Here is a 16,011-nt window from a genome sequence, read left to right on the forward strand (position 1 = left end):
CCAGGGATAGCCGGAAGATGACCAAGACCAGAAAATTGTTCGGCACCGACGGAATCCGCGGCACGGCCAACCAGGACCCGATGACGGTGGAGGTCGCCCAGAAGCTGGGACAGGCTGCCGGCCTGCGCTTCATGCGCGGGACGCATCGGCATCGCGTGCTGCTGGGCAAGGATACGAGGCTTTCGGGCTACATGATCGAATGCGCGCTGGTCTCGGGCTTTCTGTCGGCCGGAGTGGACGTGACGCTGGCCGGGCCGATGCCGACGCCCGCCATCGCGATGCTGACGCGTTCGCTGCGGGCCGATCTGGGGGTGATGATCTCGGCCTCGCACAATCCGTTCGGCGATAACGGGATCAAGCTGTTCGGGCCCGACGGGTTCAAGCTTTCCGACGAGACCGAGGCCGAGATCGAGGCGCTGATGCGTGCCGATCTGACGGGCCGCCTGGCGACGCCGGAGGCGATCGGCCGGGCCTCCCGCCTGAACGACGCGGCGGGACGGTATATCGAGAATGCCAAGGCCTCGTTCCCGCGCGGGCGGCGGCTGGACGGGCTGCGGATCGTCATCGACTGCGCCAATGGAGCGGCCTATCGGGTGGCGCCGACCGCACTGTGGGAACTGGGGGCCGAGGTCATCCGGATCGGGTGCGAGCCGAACGGGGTCAATATCAACGAGAATTGCGGCTCGACCCGGCCCGAGGCGCTGTGCGCGGCGGTGGTGGCGCATGAGGCCCATATCGGCATCGCGCTGGATGGCGATGCGGACCGGCTGCTGATCGCCGACGAGCAGGGGCGGCTGATCGATGGCGACCAGATCCTGGCCCTGATCGCGCGCTCCTGGAGCCGTCAGGGGCGGCTGAGTGCGAAGCAGGTCGTGGCGACCGTAATGTCGAACATGGGGCTGGCGCGGTGCCTGGACGGGCTGGGGCTGGAACTGGTGCGTACGGCCGTCGGCGACCGCTATGTGGTGGAGCGGATGCGCGAGTTGGGCGTCAATCTGGGCGGCGAGCAGTCGGGCCACATGGTGCTGTCCGATTTCGCGACGACGGGCGACGGGCTGGTTGCGGCCTTGCAGGTGCTGGCGGTGCTGGTGGAGGAAGGGCGGCCGGCCAGCGAGGTTTGCCGCATGTTCACGCCCTTTCCGCAATTGCTGCGCAATGTGCGGTTTGTCGGCAAGAGCCCGCTGCATGCGCCGGCAGTGCAGGAGGCGCGCCGGCAGGCCGAGGCCGAGCTGGGGACGGAAGGTCGGCTGCTGCTGCGCGAGAGCGGGACCGAACCGCTGGTCCGCGTGATGGCGGAAGCGGAAGATCCGGCGCTGGTGGAGCGTGTGGTCGCCGGGATGTGCGCGGTGATCGGCTCCGCGCAGGAAGCGGCATAGGGGGCGGTCTTGGCCATCATGAAGGGCCGTGTCCTGGTCATCGCCGGCAGCGATTCCGGCGGGGGCGCCGGTATCCAGGCGGATATCAAGGCCGTGACGGCGCTGGGAGGGTTCGCCATGACGGCGATATCGGCCCTGACGGTGCAGAATACGCTGGGTGTGAGTGGAATCCTGCCGGTGCCGCCCGATCTGGTGGCGGCGCAGATGCGGTGCGTGCTGGACGATATCGGGGTGGATGCCTTCAAGAGCGGCATGCTGGACCGGGGCGAGGTGATCCGGGCCGTGGCCGCCGAGGTGCGGGCCCATCCGGATGTTCCGTATGTGCTGGATCCGGTGATGGTGGCCAAGGGCGGGTCGCGCCTGTTGCAGGACGATGCGGTGGGGACGCTGATGCGGGACCTGGTGCCGCTGGCGAGCCTGCTGACGCCTAACCTGCCGGAGGCCGAAGTGCTGGTGGGTCATTCGATCCGCACCGTGGACGATATGTGCCGGGCGGCGGAGACCCTGCGGCGCGCGGGTGCGCGGGCGGTGCTGCTGAAGGGCGGGCATCTGGACGGCGACATCCTGACCGATGTGCTGTGCGAATCGTCGGGGATCGCCCTGTTTTCGGACACGCGGCTGCCGACCCGGCACACGCATGGGACCGGGTGCACGCTGGCCAGCGCGATTGCCGCCGGACTGGCGCAGGGCCTGACGCTGCGCGCGGCGGTGGAACGCGCCCGGCGCTATCTGCGGGCCGCGATCGCGACCGCGCCCGGCTATGGGGCCGGTGCGGGGCCGCTGAATCATGCGGTGACGGTCGACCCCGCATGGGGTGCGCCGGACGCCTGAACGCCGGGGCGTTTTTCCATCCGCCATCGTGGGTGGCCCTGTTCGGGCGGGCGGATTCGATCGGGTATCGAATACAAATCGTGTGAACATTGGGGGGCGCCGCGCGTTACCCTGGAGTCATGCCCTGTTCATGCGGGCGCGCGGGGCTGCGTGCGCTTTTCTGGGCGGTATTGGTCGCTGTCGCGCCGGTATTCGAGGTTCGGCAGTCCGGGAAGATGGGCCGGGCGGGGTGAAAATCGCTTTGGAAGCTCGATATAACATATTCGTGATTGCGGAGGTTTGGAGGGGTGAACCCATCCTAAAAGGATTGTTTATGTGAGGTTACACACCTATAGGTAGTAATTGTAGTCATAAACAATCAATGGTTGATGAACATGCGTGTCTTGCTCGTCGAAGGGGATGGGAGTGCGGCTCGTGGTACTTCCTGCACATTGCGTTCTGTTGGCTACATGATCGACCACGCCGTGACAGGTCATGAGGGTGTGGAAATGCTCCGCCGTTACGATTACGATCTGGCATTACTTGAAATGGTTCTTCCGGATATTGACGGCTACGAAGTCCTGCGTGCGGCCAGGGCTGCGCGGCTGGATACGCCGATCGTTGCCCTGTCCAGCCTGAATGGGGCGCAGGCCAAGGTCCGGGCCTTTTCGGCCGGGGCGGACGATTACATCACCCGGCCGTACGATACGCCGGAACTGGCCGCCCGCATCCAGGCCATTGTCCGTCGTTCGAAGGGGTACAGCCAGCCGGTCCTTCAGGCCGGGCCGGTCAGGCTTTCGCTGGACAGCCGCGAGATTACGGTGAAGGGGATTCTGGTCCATCTGACCGGCAAGGAATACATGATCCTTGAGCTGCTCATGCTCCGCCGGGGGACGGTCCTGAGCAAGTTCGCGTTTCTCGATCATCTCTATGGCGGGATGGACGAGCCGGAAATGAAGATCATCGATGTCTTCATCTGCAAGCTGCGCAAGAAACTCCAGCAGGCCGGGGCGAAGAACGTGATCACGACGGTCTGGGGGCAGGGCTACATGCTGAGGGACGATTCCGATGGCGATACGCCGTTGCCCATCGCGATGATGAAGCCGCCGCGATCGTCCGATGAGCGGTCGTCGCTTTCGGTCGTCTGATTATGCGGAGAGGGTTTCGGGCTTTGTGAAACGCAAGGGCCGGCGGGAAGGCGGGCGCTGTTGCTTCTGCTTGTCGCAAAAAAAAGCAGGGTCCGAAGACCCTGCGAGTTAGCGTGATGATTCGATATGCGATGCCCCCATCGCCCTTTTCTTATGGCACGGCGTGGGGGCATCTTCCTTGATCTGGATCAAAGCCGGATGAAAAATACGAAAGGTCTGAAAGGATTTTTCAGCAGGGCGTAGTCGCGTTCGGCTGGGACGCGGTGTCGCCCTGCATCAGGGCCAGGCCTTCGGCGACCGACACGAATTCTCCCCCGCGATCGATCCGCTGGTTGCCGAAACGGGCCGCGAACAGGGCGCGCACCGCCGGGACGAAGGAGGTGCCGCCGGTCAGGAACACCCGGTCGATATCGGATTCGGCCAGGCCCGCGCGTTCCAGCGCCGTGGTGACCGCGCCGTCGAACTGTGCCAGGTCGGGGGCGATCCAGTCTTCGAACGCCGCCCGCGTGATCGTGCGTTCGATATGGATGTCCTTGTGGTGAAAGCGCAGGGTCGTGCTGTCGGCGTGAGACAGTTCGGCCTTGGCGGCGCCGACGGCGCGATAGAGGGCCTGGCCCTGCTGGTCGGCGACCAAGGTTGCCAGTGCGGCCAGCCGGTCGGGCTGGGAGGCGGTGCGCGCGACGTCGCCGATCGCGCGCAGGGTGGCCGGCGTGCGCATCAGCGACAGGCGGTGCCAGCGCGCCAGGCTGGCGTACCATTCGATCGGCACCGGCAGCGGTGCGCCGCCCATGATGCGGTAGGTGCTGTCGCGCCCCAGTTCGGGGGAGACGACATTGTCGATGATCCGGTAATCGAACTGGTCGCCCGCGATTCCCACGCCCGCATGGCCCAGCGGAACGGCGCGCCCGATGGCGGGGTCGAAGCGCAGGACCGAGAAATCGCTGGTGCCGCCGCCGAAATCGCCCACCAGGATCGTGGCCGGGGCGTCCAGTCGCCGGGCGAAGCGCCAGCCGGCGGCCTCGGGCTCCAGCGCCACCGCGATGCTGCGAAAGCCGGCCTCGGCAAAGCCGGCGCGCAGGCGCTGTTCGCCGAAGGCATCGTCCGGGGCCTCGCCGGCGAAGCGCACCGGGCGGCCGACCGTCGCGTCCACATCGGCGGGGTCGATGCCCACCGCGCGCATCAGTTCGGCCACGAAGAAGCCGACCAGGTTTTCCAGCGTCAGTCGCCGGCCCAGCAGGCGCGTTTCGCGGAACGATGTCTGCGCCAGGTAGGATTTCATGGACATGATCAGGCGGCTTTCGGCCGGGTCGTCCAGATAGGCATCGATGGCGGCGGCGCCGATGGCCTGATGGACGGCCAGGCGGCCGCGCTGCTCTTCCTGCCACAGGCACAGCAGGGTGCGGCAGGTCTCGGAATCGGCATGGCCGGGAAAGGCGAAGCGCGTGGTGCTTGTGTTGCCATCCGGGGTCGCGATGACGACGACGCTGTTTGTCGTGCCGAAATCGATGCCGACACGGGGGCGGGGCGTGGGGGCAGAGGACATCATCGCGGGTGCATAAGTGCTGCGGATCGCGATGTCCATCCGTCCTGCTTCGTTACCCGGCGCGGCGGAAGGTCAGGTTGAGGCGGGCGCGGCCGGTCAGGGGGTGGCTGCCTTCGGGCAGCGGGTTGATGCCGTGATGGACCAGCCGGGCGGGACCACCCCATACCACGACGTCGCCATGTTCCAGCGGCACCCGCCGCACCGGGTCGGCGCGGGCGGGACCGCCCCAGAGGAAGACGGCCGGCAGGCCCAGCGAGACGGAGACGATCGGCTGGTCGAAATCGCGTTCGTTGCGGTCCTGGTGCAGGGTCAGTCTCGTGCCGGGTTCGTAGCGGTTGATCAGGCAGGCGTCGGGCGTGAAGCCGGGATATCCGGCCTCGGCGGCGGTGTGTGCCGCCAGGGCGGAGAAGGCGTCGGGCATCGCGGGCCATGGCGCGCCGGTGAGCGGGTCGCGCGTGGTGTAGCGATAGCCCCTGCTGTCGGAGATCCAGCCCAGGGCGCCGCAATTGGTCATGGCGACCGACATCGTCCGGCCGCCGGCGGTGGACATGTGGCGGAACGGTGCCGCGTCGGCGATGGCCGCGACCAGGGCGAGCAGATCGGGGGCCTGGGTGCGGGCGCGCCCGGCCAGCAGCAGGGCGCCCGGCCCCAGCACGCGGTCCCGCGCGTCCGATTCCAGGTCCAGGCCGGGGAGGGGATCGGTTGGCGGGGGACGGGGTGGCGGCATGTCCGGGGGGCCCGGTTTCAGGGGCGGTCGGGGGGTGTGCGGTCGCCGCTGCCCAGCTCGCATTGCAGCAGCACGACATCGAGCCAGCGGCCGAACTTGTAGCCGACCGATTGCAGCGTGCCGACCGTGCGGAAGCCGTGGCGTTCGTGCAGGCGGATGGAGGGCATGTTCGCGCTGTCGCCGACCAGGGCCATCATCTGCCGGAAGCCGCGTCCCACGCAGTCGGCCATCAGCGCGCCGAGCAGCATCGATCCGACGCCGCGTCCGGTGGACTCCTGGGCCAGGTAGATGGAATCCTCCACCGTGTCGCGATAGGCGATCCGGGGGTGGTAGGGGCCGGCATAGGCGTAGCCGATCACCGCTCCATCCTGTTCGGCCACCAGATAGGGAAAGTGTTTCGCCCGCAGCGCCTCCATGCGCCGGGCCATCTCGTCGACGGATGGGGCCTCGATTTCGAACGATGCGCAGCCGTGCAGCACATGGTGGGCGTAGATGGCCGTGATGGCGGGCAGGTCGGCATTGTGCGCGGTGCGGGTGGTGACGGCGGGAGAGGGGGGAGGCATGCTGGCTGGTCCGGGTTGGGTCGGCGGTGAAGACTAAGGACGAAATCTGCGACAGCGTGGTTCCGATGTCGATGATGACGTGATCGGTCTCTGTGTGGCCAGGGATGCGATCGCCGCCCTTCCCGGCCGTGGGTGGCCGGGAAGGGGACAGGGATCGCGCGGTCAGTGAGGCGTGGCGGATGCCTTGAGGGTCGTGGCCAGGAAGGCCTCGCGCGCTTCATCGACATGGGCGCGCAGGATCGGGTCGGTCAGCATATGGGTGCCGGGCAGCAGCAACAGATTGTAGGGGCGGCCGGCGGTGATGAAGGCCTGGGTCATCTTCATCGTGTTTTCGAAATAGACATTGTCGTCGGTCAGGCCGTGCATGATCAGCAGCGGCCGGGACAAGGATGCGGCGTAGGTCAGCACGTTGCTGACGCGGTAGCCGTCGGGGTCGTCCTGCGGCGTGCCCAGGTAGCGCTCGGTATAGGCCGTATCGTAATCGGCGAAATCGGCCGGCGGGGCGCCCGCGACGCCAGCCTTGAAGATATCGGGCCGGCGGATGGTGGCCATTGCGGTGAAATAGCCGCCGAAGGACCAGCCATGGATGCCGACATGGTCGAGATCCAGTTCAGGATAGCGTTTGCCCAGGGCGATGAGGCCGTCGACCTGGTCCTGGAGCGGCAGGTCGATCAGGTTGTTTTTGGTCGCCCGTTCCCAGTCATGGTCGCGACCCGGTGTGCCGCGCCCGTCCAGGCTGACGACGATGAAGCCGTGATCGGCCATGCACTGGCTTTCCAGATCCAGGCGCGGTGCGTCCAGGACCTCCTTGTAGCCGGGGCCGGCATAGACCGACAGCACCACCGGGTAGTGTTGCCCCGGTTTGAAGGTGGCCGGGCGGATGATCATGGCGTCCATGTCGCGTGTGCCGGCGCGGGTATATTCGACATGCGGCGTCAGCGTGGGCGTTTCCGCGACCGAGGGCAGCGTGGCCAGCACGTGGCCGTCCGCGTCGCGCAGGGTGGTGACGGCGCTGCCGTCGGCCCCCGACAGGCTGTCGATGAAGCGCGTATGGCCGCCATCGGCGAAGGTCGCGGCATGCAGGCCCGCTTCCGGGGTCAGCAGGACCGGCGTGCCGCCTTGCAGGGACAGGCGGTAGATCGCGGTACGGATCCGGTCGGGGTTGGCGGTGATCGTCACCGTGCCGGCCTCGGCGTCGACATCGTCCAGCGAGACGAAAGGCAGGCCGGCGGGGGTGATCGCGTGGTCCAGCGTGCCGTCGGCGTGGCGCAGTTCCAGTTGCCAGTGGCCGTTGCGCTCGGCAGCCCACAGGAAGCCGCTGCCGTCGGGCAGCCAGCGCGGCAGGGAGCGGCCGCGCCCGTCGCCGGAGGGGCTGATATTGATCCAGGCGGGATCGCGTTCGGTCAGCAGGGTCGTGGTCCGGCCGGTGGCGGGGTCGACGCGCAGGACCCGTTCCTCGGTCTGGGCGCGGTTCAGCACCACCAGCGTCAGGGGGCCGCGCCCCTTGGGCCAGACGGCGCGTGCCAGATAGGGGAAACCGGTGCTGTCCCACTGGACCCAGCGGGTCGGCCCGCCATTGCGGGCCACCAGCCCCAGCCGGATGCGCGCGTTTGCCGTGCCGGCGCGCGGGTAGCGGAATTCGACCGGCTGCGTGGCCGGGTGCTGGGGGTCGGTGATGTAGTGTTTCTCGACGCCGGAGGAATCGGCTTCCTCGTACAGGATCGTCTGCCCGTCGGGGGACCACCACAGCCCGTCCGGGCGGGCCAGTTCCTCGGCGGCGGCGAATTCCGCCAGGCCGTGGGTCAGCGTATCGGTGCCGCCATGGGTGAGGCGCACGGTCTGGCCGTTGGCCAATGTCACGACATGGACGTCGTTATCGCGCACCACAGCGACATGGGTGCCGTCGGGCGACAGGCGGGGGGCGATCCAGCCGCGTCCGGGCACGTCGGAGACCTTGCCGGTGCCGATGTCGATTCGCATCAGCCGGTCAGCCTGGCTGACCAGCGCGGTCTGCCCGTCATCCGACTGGGTGAAATCCGTGATGCCGGTCAGCGACATGCGGGCCCGTTCGCGGCGGGCCTTTTCCTCGACCGACAGGGTTTCGGTGCCGGTGGGGCGGGCGAGTTCGGTTGCGGTGCCGGTCGCCGGGTCGAGACGCCAGAGATGCAGCGTGGTGTCGCGCGGGCCGCTGCGCAGGAACAGCACGGTGCGCCCGTCGGGTGTCGGCTGGGCGTGGCGCGGCAAGCCCAGCGTGAAATTCCGTGTGGCGGCCAGGTCGGCATAGCATTGGCCGCCTGCGGCCGGGGCGGCATGGGCTGCCGCCGCGAGCAGCAATCCGGGCAGGGACAGGGCCATGCGCCGTATCAGGCGGGATCGGCGGCAGGGGAGGCGTGGAAACATGTGGACGTCCATCTGTCATTTCGAGGGCGTACGATGAATCGCCGGAGCGCCGGGTGCAAGTCGGAGGCGCCCCCTCTCGCGCGGCCGGCATCGTTTCGGTATGACACGAGGTGCCCGCCGCCTGTCCGGGCAGGGAAGCCTGAAGCATGTCCAACGCCGCGCGGTTTCTGCCGCTGATCGTTACCGTCGCCATCCTGTCCTGGGCGAGCGCCTATCCCGTCGTGCGGATTGCGTTGCGTGACCTGCCGCCGGTGCCGCTGGCCGCCGCGCGCTATGCCGTCGCGGCGATGCTGGCGGGGGGCTGGCTGGCCTGGGCGCGGCCGCCCGCGCCGGCGCGGGGCGACTGGCCGCGCATTCTGGCCTGTGGGGGGATCGGGATCGCGCTGTACAATATCCTGTTCAATACCGGCGAAGTGACCGTTTCGGCCGGTGCCGCCAGCCTGCTGATCAGCGCCATGCCGCTGATTGCCGCCCTGATCGCGGTCGCGGTGATGGGCGAGCGGCTGTCGCGCTGGGGATGGGCCGGGTCGCTGTGCAGTTTCGCGGGCGTGGTGCTGATTGCCCAGGGGCAGGTGGGCGGTGTTGCCTTGGGGTCGGGCGCGACGCTGGTCTTCGCGGCGGCGGTTTGCGGGGCGCTTTATACCACGTTGCAGAAGAAGCTGGTGCTGCGATACGGGGCGTTGTCGAGCATCTGCTACATCCTGATCGCGGGGGCGCTCTGGCTGAGTCCCTGGTTGCCGCAGGCGCTGATGGGGCTGAGGGGAGCGCCTGTGCGCTGCTGGGCATCCGTGCTGGAACTGGGGATCTTCCCCGCCGCCATCGGCTACGCGGCCTGGGCGTTCGTCATCGGTCATATGGGCGCGGCGCGCGGGGCGGGGTTGCTGTATCTGCTGCCGCCGGCGACGCTGGTGCTGGCCTTTGTGCTGACCGGCGAAATTCCCAGCGCGCGGACGCTGGTGGGCGGCGCGATAGTCATGGCGGGGGTCGTGGTGACCAATACCTATGGTCATCCTGGCCGGCAGGGGCGCCGGACGGCGGCGACAGGGAAAAGCGCCGTGACGGCCAAAGAATAAAGAAGGTTTCCGCGCGGGGCCGTGGGCCGCGCTTTTTTCGAAGTCGTTCGGTGGCATTTGCCGGCGGGACCGTCTATCAGTCGGGCAGGGCGGAAGGAAGCGCCGTTTCTACGAACCGAGCAGGTCGAAAGTCGGACGAACATGAGATTTTGCGTGGCCGGCGCCGGACTGAGCGGTGCTGTTATTGCCCGGACGCTTGCCCAGTGTGGTCATGATGTCATCGTGGTGGATGAACGGTCGCATGTAGGTGGCAACTGCCACACCGAACGAGACCCCGAGACGGGAGTCATGGTTCATCGCTACGGCCCGCATATCTTTCATACAGCGGATGAACGTGTCTGGCAGTATGTGCAGCGTTTCGGCACGTTCCGCCCCTATACGAACCGTGTGAAGGCTGTCGCCGGGGGGCGTGTCCATGTGCTCCCCGTCAATCTTCTGACGATCAATCAGTTTTTCGGAAAGACGATGGACCCCGGGGAGGCCCGGGCTTTTGTCGCGGCGAAGGCCGATCGATCCATCGTGGAGCCGCGTTCCTTCGAGGAACAGGCGCTGAAGATGGTCGGGTCGGAACTCTATCAGGCATTTTTCCGGGGCTATACCCGCAAGCAATGGGGGATCGACCCGACCGAGCTGCCAGCCTCCATCCTCAAGCGGCTTCCGTTGCGTTTCGATTATGATGACAATTACTTCAACCATCCCTATCAGGGGATTCCGGAAGATGGATATACGTCCGTCATCCAAAATATATTGAATGTCGATGGGATCGAAGTCAGGAACAATTGCAGCTTCGAATTCTTGTCCGAGACATTCGATCATGTTTTCTACACGGGGCCGATCGATCGTTATTTCGGATTCAGGATCGGCCGCCTGGCATACAGGACGCTTGATTTCGAAAGGATTGTTGCGGACGGTGATTTTCAGGGGACGGCCGTCATGAACTATTGTGATGAGGACGTTCCTTATACGCGGATCACGGAGCATAAATATTTTGCACCGTGGGAAAAGGACAATTTCTCCAAAACCGTTTGCTTTCGTGAGTATAGCCGGTCTGCCGGGGAAAACGATATTCCCTATTATCCAGTCAGGCTTGTCAATGACAGGATTTTGCTTGATAATTATATCAGTATGGCGCGGAAGGAAAAAAACGTTTCTTTTCTTGGACGGCTTGGGACCTATCGGTACCTCGATATGGATGTCACCATCAAGGAAGCGTTGCACGCGAGTGATGTGATCGAGCGGGCTTTCCAGTCGTCCAGTTTTTCTCTTCCCGTTTTCTTCGTTGATCCGAACTGAAGACCCGATGCCGGGGACGTGGAATGGAAGATGCTCCGCCGTAATCGTATATCGCCTCAGGGATAGGACCGGAAATGAATAAATTCTTTATCAGCCTGGAAAGAACGCCGGAGCGGACCGAGCGTTTTCGCACGGTCAACGCGCATGTTCCGGGACTGGTGCATGCTCCGGGAATCGACGGATCGGTATTGGATATCGATGGCATGAAGCAGCAGGGTTTTCTGCGGGAGGATTGCCAGTTCACGCGTGGCGCCATCGGCTCCGGACTGACGCATGCCGCCCTGTGGGGCACTGTCGCCAAGAGCGGTGTGGCAGCCCATATTTTTGAGGATGATGCCTTTCTGTGCCGGAATTTCGAAGAGGAAAGCCGCCGGGTCATTGCCAGTCTGCCGGAGGACTGGGATATTATCCTGTGGGGCAATAATTCGGATACGGTGCTGCAGTTCGACCTTCTGCCCGGCATTACGCAATGCGTTGCCACATTTTCGCAGGACAGCGTCCGGGCCGGGATCCAGACGTTCCGTGACATGGATGTGACTTCCCTGCCTTTCCGGCTGGATCATACGTTCGGTATTTGTGGCTATGCGATTTCGCCCTCGGGGGCCGACAAGATGATCCGAAGCTGCCTGCCCATGGAAACAACGGATCTCGGCTATGCCTCCCTGGGTGGACGCGTGCTGACGACGACTTCGATCGACCATCTGATGAACATGCATTATCATGAGATGAAGGCCTATACGTGTTTTCCTCCGCTGTGTCTGACGGATAACCTGACGGCGCAGAGTTTGAATCTGGACTGAAATGGGTCTGAATATCATTGCATGAAAGACCGTCATATTTACTGACGTCGGGCAGGGGAGGTGGGCGTACGCGATGCGGCCATCTCCGGGCCAGATTCAGTCGATTGGTCGATCGAGCAGAGCTCTCGGGAGCCTGTCTGGAAACGGGTAATGGTTGCCCTTGAGCGCATTTCCAGGCGGGTTCATCAATTCGGGGGCCGTCGAATTCGGCCCACGACAATAGATTCGGCCGATTATTTCCTTAACATAAAAAATATGCATATAATATCGTAAAATTCGCAAGTGAGGTAAATTATGACTGAGAAAAGCATTATTGATACCTTTGATGTTTTTGATACCCTTATTGGCAGACGCTGTGTCATGCCTCTTGAAATCTTTTCGCTCGTGGAAAAGAAGACTGGCGTAGCAGGTTTTGCGAAGGCCAGAAGAGCAGCCGAACTGAATCTGATCGGGCGGCCGTACACATTTGACGATATTTACGATGAACTAGCGCGGATTTTTGATCCGGCCAAAGAAAATCTTCAGTTGTTAAAGACTGCTGAAGTGGAAGAAGAACTGGAAAACGTTATTCCAATAAGTGAAAATATTCAAAAAGTAAATAATGGTGATGTTCTGATTTCAGATATGTATCTATCCGAGGGTATGATTCGGAGTTTACTTACAAAAGCTGGGTTGGAGAAAGAAGTAAGCCTGATTGTGACAAACTACGGGAAGCATGATGGTTACATATGGAAAGAAATACTCTCCAATTTTTCTATAAGAAAACATCTTGGCGACAATGTTCATGCGGACGGGCTTCGGGCTGCCGAGGCGGGTATTCCGTTCGAAATTACCACGAGTTCGCAGATCAACGCATTTGAAAAAGTTTTCTTCGATATAGGCTTCAGGTCTCTGGGAGAATTGTGCCGTGAGGCACGTTTGGCCACCTGGAATAATATGGCGCATGAGCGCGATTTGCAGACTACGCAAATTCATATGAATTTCCCCATATTGTTTTTTTCAAGCATAATACTTTGCAGGCTATGTCGTCAGCTTGGAAAAACACGTATTCTTTTTTCAAGTCGTGATTGCTGGGCGTGGAAGATTGTTTTTGAATCCATGTTTCCAAATGAATTTGAGTGTATTTATTACTACACAAGCAGATATGCAAAAATATCCAATAGCGATTCTTATCAAAAATATTCCAGCCGCTTGATAACGGACCAATCCATGGTTGTTGATTTGTGTGGAAGCGGCTGGTCCTTGGAAAAGATATCGGATAATATTCAGGCTGATAAAATAGATATATTGTATATGCACAAAATGCCAAAAGATAGAAAATACATGGAAGGGAAAAATTCTGATAAATGCAAATTTTATTGCATAATTGAAAATGAAAACGAAAAATATAGAAACCACCTTCTGGAGATTGCGAATTATATTGATCATGGGATGTTGAAAGATATAAAATTTGTCAACGACATTCCGTGTCCGATCTTTTTTTCTGATACAAGGTCTGAAAATGAGATGCTCTATATAGATATACAAAAGAAAGCATTAAATGAATGCATTTCAAGGATAGGAAATTATGATTTCAGTGACGTCGTGCGACACGATAATAGTATTTATGTTCAAATAATACAGATTCTGTATAGGACATTATCAAATAATGTCTCTGTTCATAACCTTTATGCTCAGAACTTCTTTGCTGAAAATGCGGCAGTAGAAACGATTTTGAAGAAAACAACCGAATCGGTAGCGATGAATTATTCGGTATCGTAGTGACTGGCGAGGGAGCAGGAGGTCATTGATCTGTGCGAAGACGTCAGCACCCGAGTGTGGAATTGATGTCTCAGGCTTCGCTGTGATGCCGAGGAGGGAGAGGCATCATGGTTCGATGCGGGAATCTTGTGGTTTCTGATGTTATGGGACCGATACTGTCGGGCGACGTTGTCCACAACATTGGGGGCGACGTTCCTGAACCCTGTGCTGAGCAAAAAAGGGATTAACGTTCGTCTGTAGCGCCTGAAGGAGGGTCGATCCGACTGTCGTTCGTTACGGTTAGAAGGCATGCCCGGTCGCCATTTTTACGGAACGACTTCTGCTACTATGAACGCTGAACGAATTGATGTGCATATTTCATGCTTCGCTCCAAGAGGTCGGGAGCGAGTCCGTTCAGCGCCACTATCGCGTGCCAGAGGTGCATTCTCAGAGCCTGTTTGGAAATGCGCGCTGGCGGCGGTCCAATGTGTTTTCTGCGCTCCGGTGCTCAAAAACACATGCCGGGCGCGATCCTGGCTGGCCGCTCCCACTCGCCAGCGTGCATTTCCAAACAGGCTCCCAAACATGTTTGTATTTTCGGGTCTTTACGTCTGGTTTAAAAAAAAATACGTTAAAATAATAAGTATGAAGGAATATTTTCGTGGAAGAAATAGGTGTTGCGCACCCTCTGATAGACATTGAGTGGATTCGACTTGCTTCCAAAAATCCATCTCTGACAATACCGGAATGTCTCGCTCTTCAAGATACGGTGGGACCTAATATTTTATTTGACGTAGACTTTTATAGAAGAACATATGGGCATGAAATACCGCAAGGTATGACATGTTTGCAGCATTTTTGTCAGCAAGACGCGAGTTGCCTGAGAGATCCTAACCCATTACTTATGACGCGGCACTGGTTTGAAATATTTTCCTGGAAATTTCCGCATCCAAATGAATGGCAATTCGCTTTTTTTCGTGAAATGGGCCAGGACGCTATCATTTCTCGAATCGAGATGCAAAGAGACCTTAATAATGATATCGTTCTAAGTGATGATATCATTGGTGTGCCTCCGGCGCCGGGGCAAGATATCTGCCTTTTTGTTCATTACGATCGTCATGACGAAATTCAGCCTTATGTTGTCGATTATATCGAAGCGCTGAAGAATGCGGGCGTCGCTGTTTTCTTGTTATCGAATACAAAGAAATTCAAGCAGTCTGAAATAGACAAGGTAAAAAATAGCGTCTGGAGAATCATCTGTGCTGACAATGCCGCGTATGACTGGGGTTTGCACCGGCAGGGCGTTCGGAGACTGATGAAAGAATACCCGCGAAATCCTATCTTGTTGGCAAATGATAGTGTGACCTATCTGGGTCACGGTTTGCCCGGTATAATGAATATCTGCCGTCAAAATCCGAATTTGATGCTCGGTGCAATTGCTGCATATCAACATGCAGCGCATTTACAGTCGTTTTTTATATATTGCAGCAGTGAGATAGTAACATCAGATGCCTGGATGGGGTTCTGGGAAAATTTCAAGTATCATCATAATAAATGGTTTGTTGTCAACGGGAACGAGTTCGGATTTTCTCGCTGGATGATCGACCATAATGTTCCCACGGGAGGATTGTGGGATTATTTCAATTTGCTATCGTCAACAAAAAGAAACAGATCGAATGAGAATAGAGAGAAAGTCCTGGCGAAGGACCATCTGGTCAATCCGACCATGGAGTTGTGGGACGTTCTGATCGATCAGGGATTCCCGTTTATCAAGAATCTGATTCTCAACGAGAAAGTTGCCTGCGGGAATCGTGATCATTTATGTAACATAATCAGCAGACTTGCCAAGAATAATCCGCGGGAATTGAAAACGCTTCTGTAAAGAAGATGCTCCTGCCATGACAGGTTTCCTGGAAAATCCTGGACGAACGGCAACCCATGGTGGATGGCGTGGGGGCGGCCAGGTAGTTATTCGGAAAACACGCCGACGGCGATCCGGCGCGTGTTCCGGGTCGCTACTGGACCATCCATCGGTCTTGTTGATGGCCGCATCGAGATGCTGGTTATGTGATTCGGGAACGCGGCTTCTGCGAGGTCGGATTTGGCGTGACCTCGATTGTTATGGAAGTGGCGGCCGACATTCGGCAGATTTGCGGCGTTGAGAACATGGCCGAGGAAAGGCATCGGACGACGCGTTTGCCTTGTTCATTTTTCTATCGAACTGGACTCCCATAGGCCAATCTGGCGCTCTGGGCGGGATCGTTGTCATGCATGGCGGAATGGGCGGCCATGAGACGGGTGTCATGTGCTGCCGAAGGCGGGCGTGTCGATCCTGGGTTGGGCCAGCGATTTGGAATGGCATGCGGCATGCTGCCGGCCAGCAAGGTGAACGGCCGGTTCAGGCACGCCGGGCCGGCGCGTTCGGTCTTTCCGGCTATAAAGCCCGGAAAAGCGAACCGCATCTGGGCAGGCTGTGCCTGGTCCGGTCAGTTACAAAAGGATCGCCTTCCGCATCATGTTGCAGAAGGCGCCCCTGGT

The 16,011-nt window shown here is 60.3% G+C and carries 12 protein-coding genes; 8 read left to right on the plus strand and 4 right to left on the minus strand.

Annotation, left to right across the window (positions count from 1 at the left end; translation table 11 throughout):
- Window positions 1-17: 17 nt before the first annotated feature.
- The 3 genes from glmM (at window position 18) to HLH27_RS02060 (ending at window position 3,334) form a co-directional block, all read left to right on the plus strand.
- A complete protein-coding gene (gene glmM, locus HLH27_RS02050; RefSeq protein WP_182947402.1) occupies window positions 18-1,376 on the plus strand; it encodes a phosphoglucosamine mutase in 1,359 nt (452 codons plus the stop codon).
- Between the two features lie 18 nt (window positions 1,377-1,394).
- The gene (gene thiD, locus HLH27_RS02055) at window positions 1,395-2,207 is read left to right on the plus strand and encodes a bifunctional hydroxymethylpyrimidine kinase/phosphomethylpyrimidine kinase (RefSeq protein WP_182947403.1); all 813 of its coding nucleotides are present in this window, start codon (window positions 1,395-1,397) and stop codon (window positions 2,205-2,207) included.
- A 374-nt stretch (window positions 2,208-2,581) separates the two neighbouring features.
- Window positions 2,582-3,334, plus strand: coding sequence for a response regulator transcription factor (locus tag HLH27_RS02060; RefSeq protein ID WP_182947404.1), 753 nt, complete (start codon window positions 2,582-2,584; stop codon window positions 3,332-3,334).
- A 229-nt stretch (window positions 3,335-3,563) separates the two neighbouring features.
- Here HLH27_RS02060 and HLH27_RS02065 read toward each other — a convergent pair whose 3' ends face one another.
- The 4 genes from HLH27_RS02065 to HLH27_RS02080 form a co-directional block, all read right to left on the minus strand.
- The gene (locus tag HLH27_RS02065; protein WP_182947520.1) at window positions 3,564-4,877 is read right to left on the minus strand and encodes an Hsp70 family protein; all 1,314 of its coding nucleotides are present in this window, start codon (window positions 4,875-4,877) and stop codon (window positions 3,564-3,566) included.
- 52 nt (window positions 4,878-4,929) lie between these two features.
- Window positions 4,930-5,604 carry a DNA oxidative demethylase AlkB gene (alkB, locus tag HLH27_RS02070; RefSeq protein ID WP_182947405.1) on the minus strand — a complete coding sequence of 225 codons (675 nt, stop codon included), beginning with the start codon at window positions 5,602-5,604 and terminating at the stop codon, window positions 4,930-4,932.
- 17 nt (window positions 5,605-5,621) lie between these two features.
- Window positions 5,622-6,167, minus strand: a complete 546-nt coding sequence (locus HLH27_RS02075; RefSeq protein ID WP_182947406.1) for a GNAT family N-acetyltransferase — start codon at window positions 6,165-6,167, stop codon at window positions 5,622-5,624.
- A gap of 162 nt (window positions 6,168-6,329) precedes the next feature.
- The gene (locus tag HLH27_RS02080) at window positions 6,330-8,522 is read right to left on the minus strand and encodes a S9 family peptidase (protein ID WP_246375319.1); all 2,193 of its coding nucleotides are present in this window, start codon (window positions 8,520-8,522) and stop codon (window positions 6,330-6,332) included.
- A gap of 191 nt (window positions 8,523-8,713) precedes the next feature.
- Here HLH27_RS02080 and HLH27_RS02085 point away from each other — a divergent pair, with 191 nt between their 5' ends.
- From HLH27_RS02085 to HLH27_RS02105, 5 genes are all read left to right on the plus strand, one after another.
- Window positions 8,714-9,640 carry a DMT family transporter gene (locus tag HLH27_RS02085; RefSeq protein ID WP_182947408.1) on the plus strand — a complete coding sequence of 309 codons (927 nt, stop codon included), beginning with the start codon at window positions 8,714-8,716 and terminating at the stop codon, window positions 9,638-9,640.
- Between the two features lie 141 nt (window positions 9,641-9,781).
- Window positions 9,782-10,933: a UDP-galactopyranose mutase gene (gene glf / locus HLH27_RS02090; RefSeq protein ID WP_182947409.1), complete on the plus strand. Its 1,152-nt coding sequence runs from the start codon at window positions 9,782-9,784 to the stop codon at window positions 10,931-10,933.
- Between the two features lie 74 nt (window positions 10,934-11,007).
- Entirely contained in the window at window positions 11,008-11,733 is a 726-nt protein-coding gene (locus HLH27_RS02095) for a glycosyltransferase family 25 protein (RefSeq protein WP_182947410.1), read from the plus strand.
- Between the two features lie 294 nt (window positions 11,734-12,027).
- Complete coding sequence (locus HLH27_RS02100) at window positions 12,028-13,494, plus strand: hypothetical protein (protein ID WP_182947411.1); 1,467 nt, start codon at window positions 12,028-12,030, stop codon at window positions 13,492-13,494.
- 640 nt (window positions 13,495-14,134) lie between these two features.
- Window positions 14,135-15,355, plus strand: a complete 1,221-nt coding sequence (locus HLH27_RS02105) for a hypothetical protein (RefSeq protein WP_182947412.1) — start codon at window positions 14,135-14,137, stop codon at window positions 15,353-15,355.
- The last annotated feature ends 656 nt before the right edge of the window (window positions 15,356-16,011 follow it).

Source organism: Gluconacetobacter takamatsuzukensis, assembly GCF_014174275.1.
GTDB classification, from domain to species: domain Bacteria; phylum Pseudomonadota; class Alphaproteobacteria; order Acetobacterales; family Acetobacteraceae; genus Gluconacetobacter; species Gluconacetobacter takamatsuzukensis.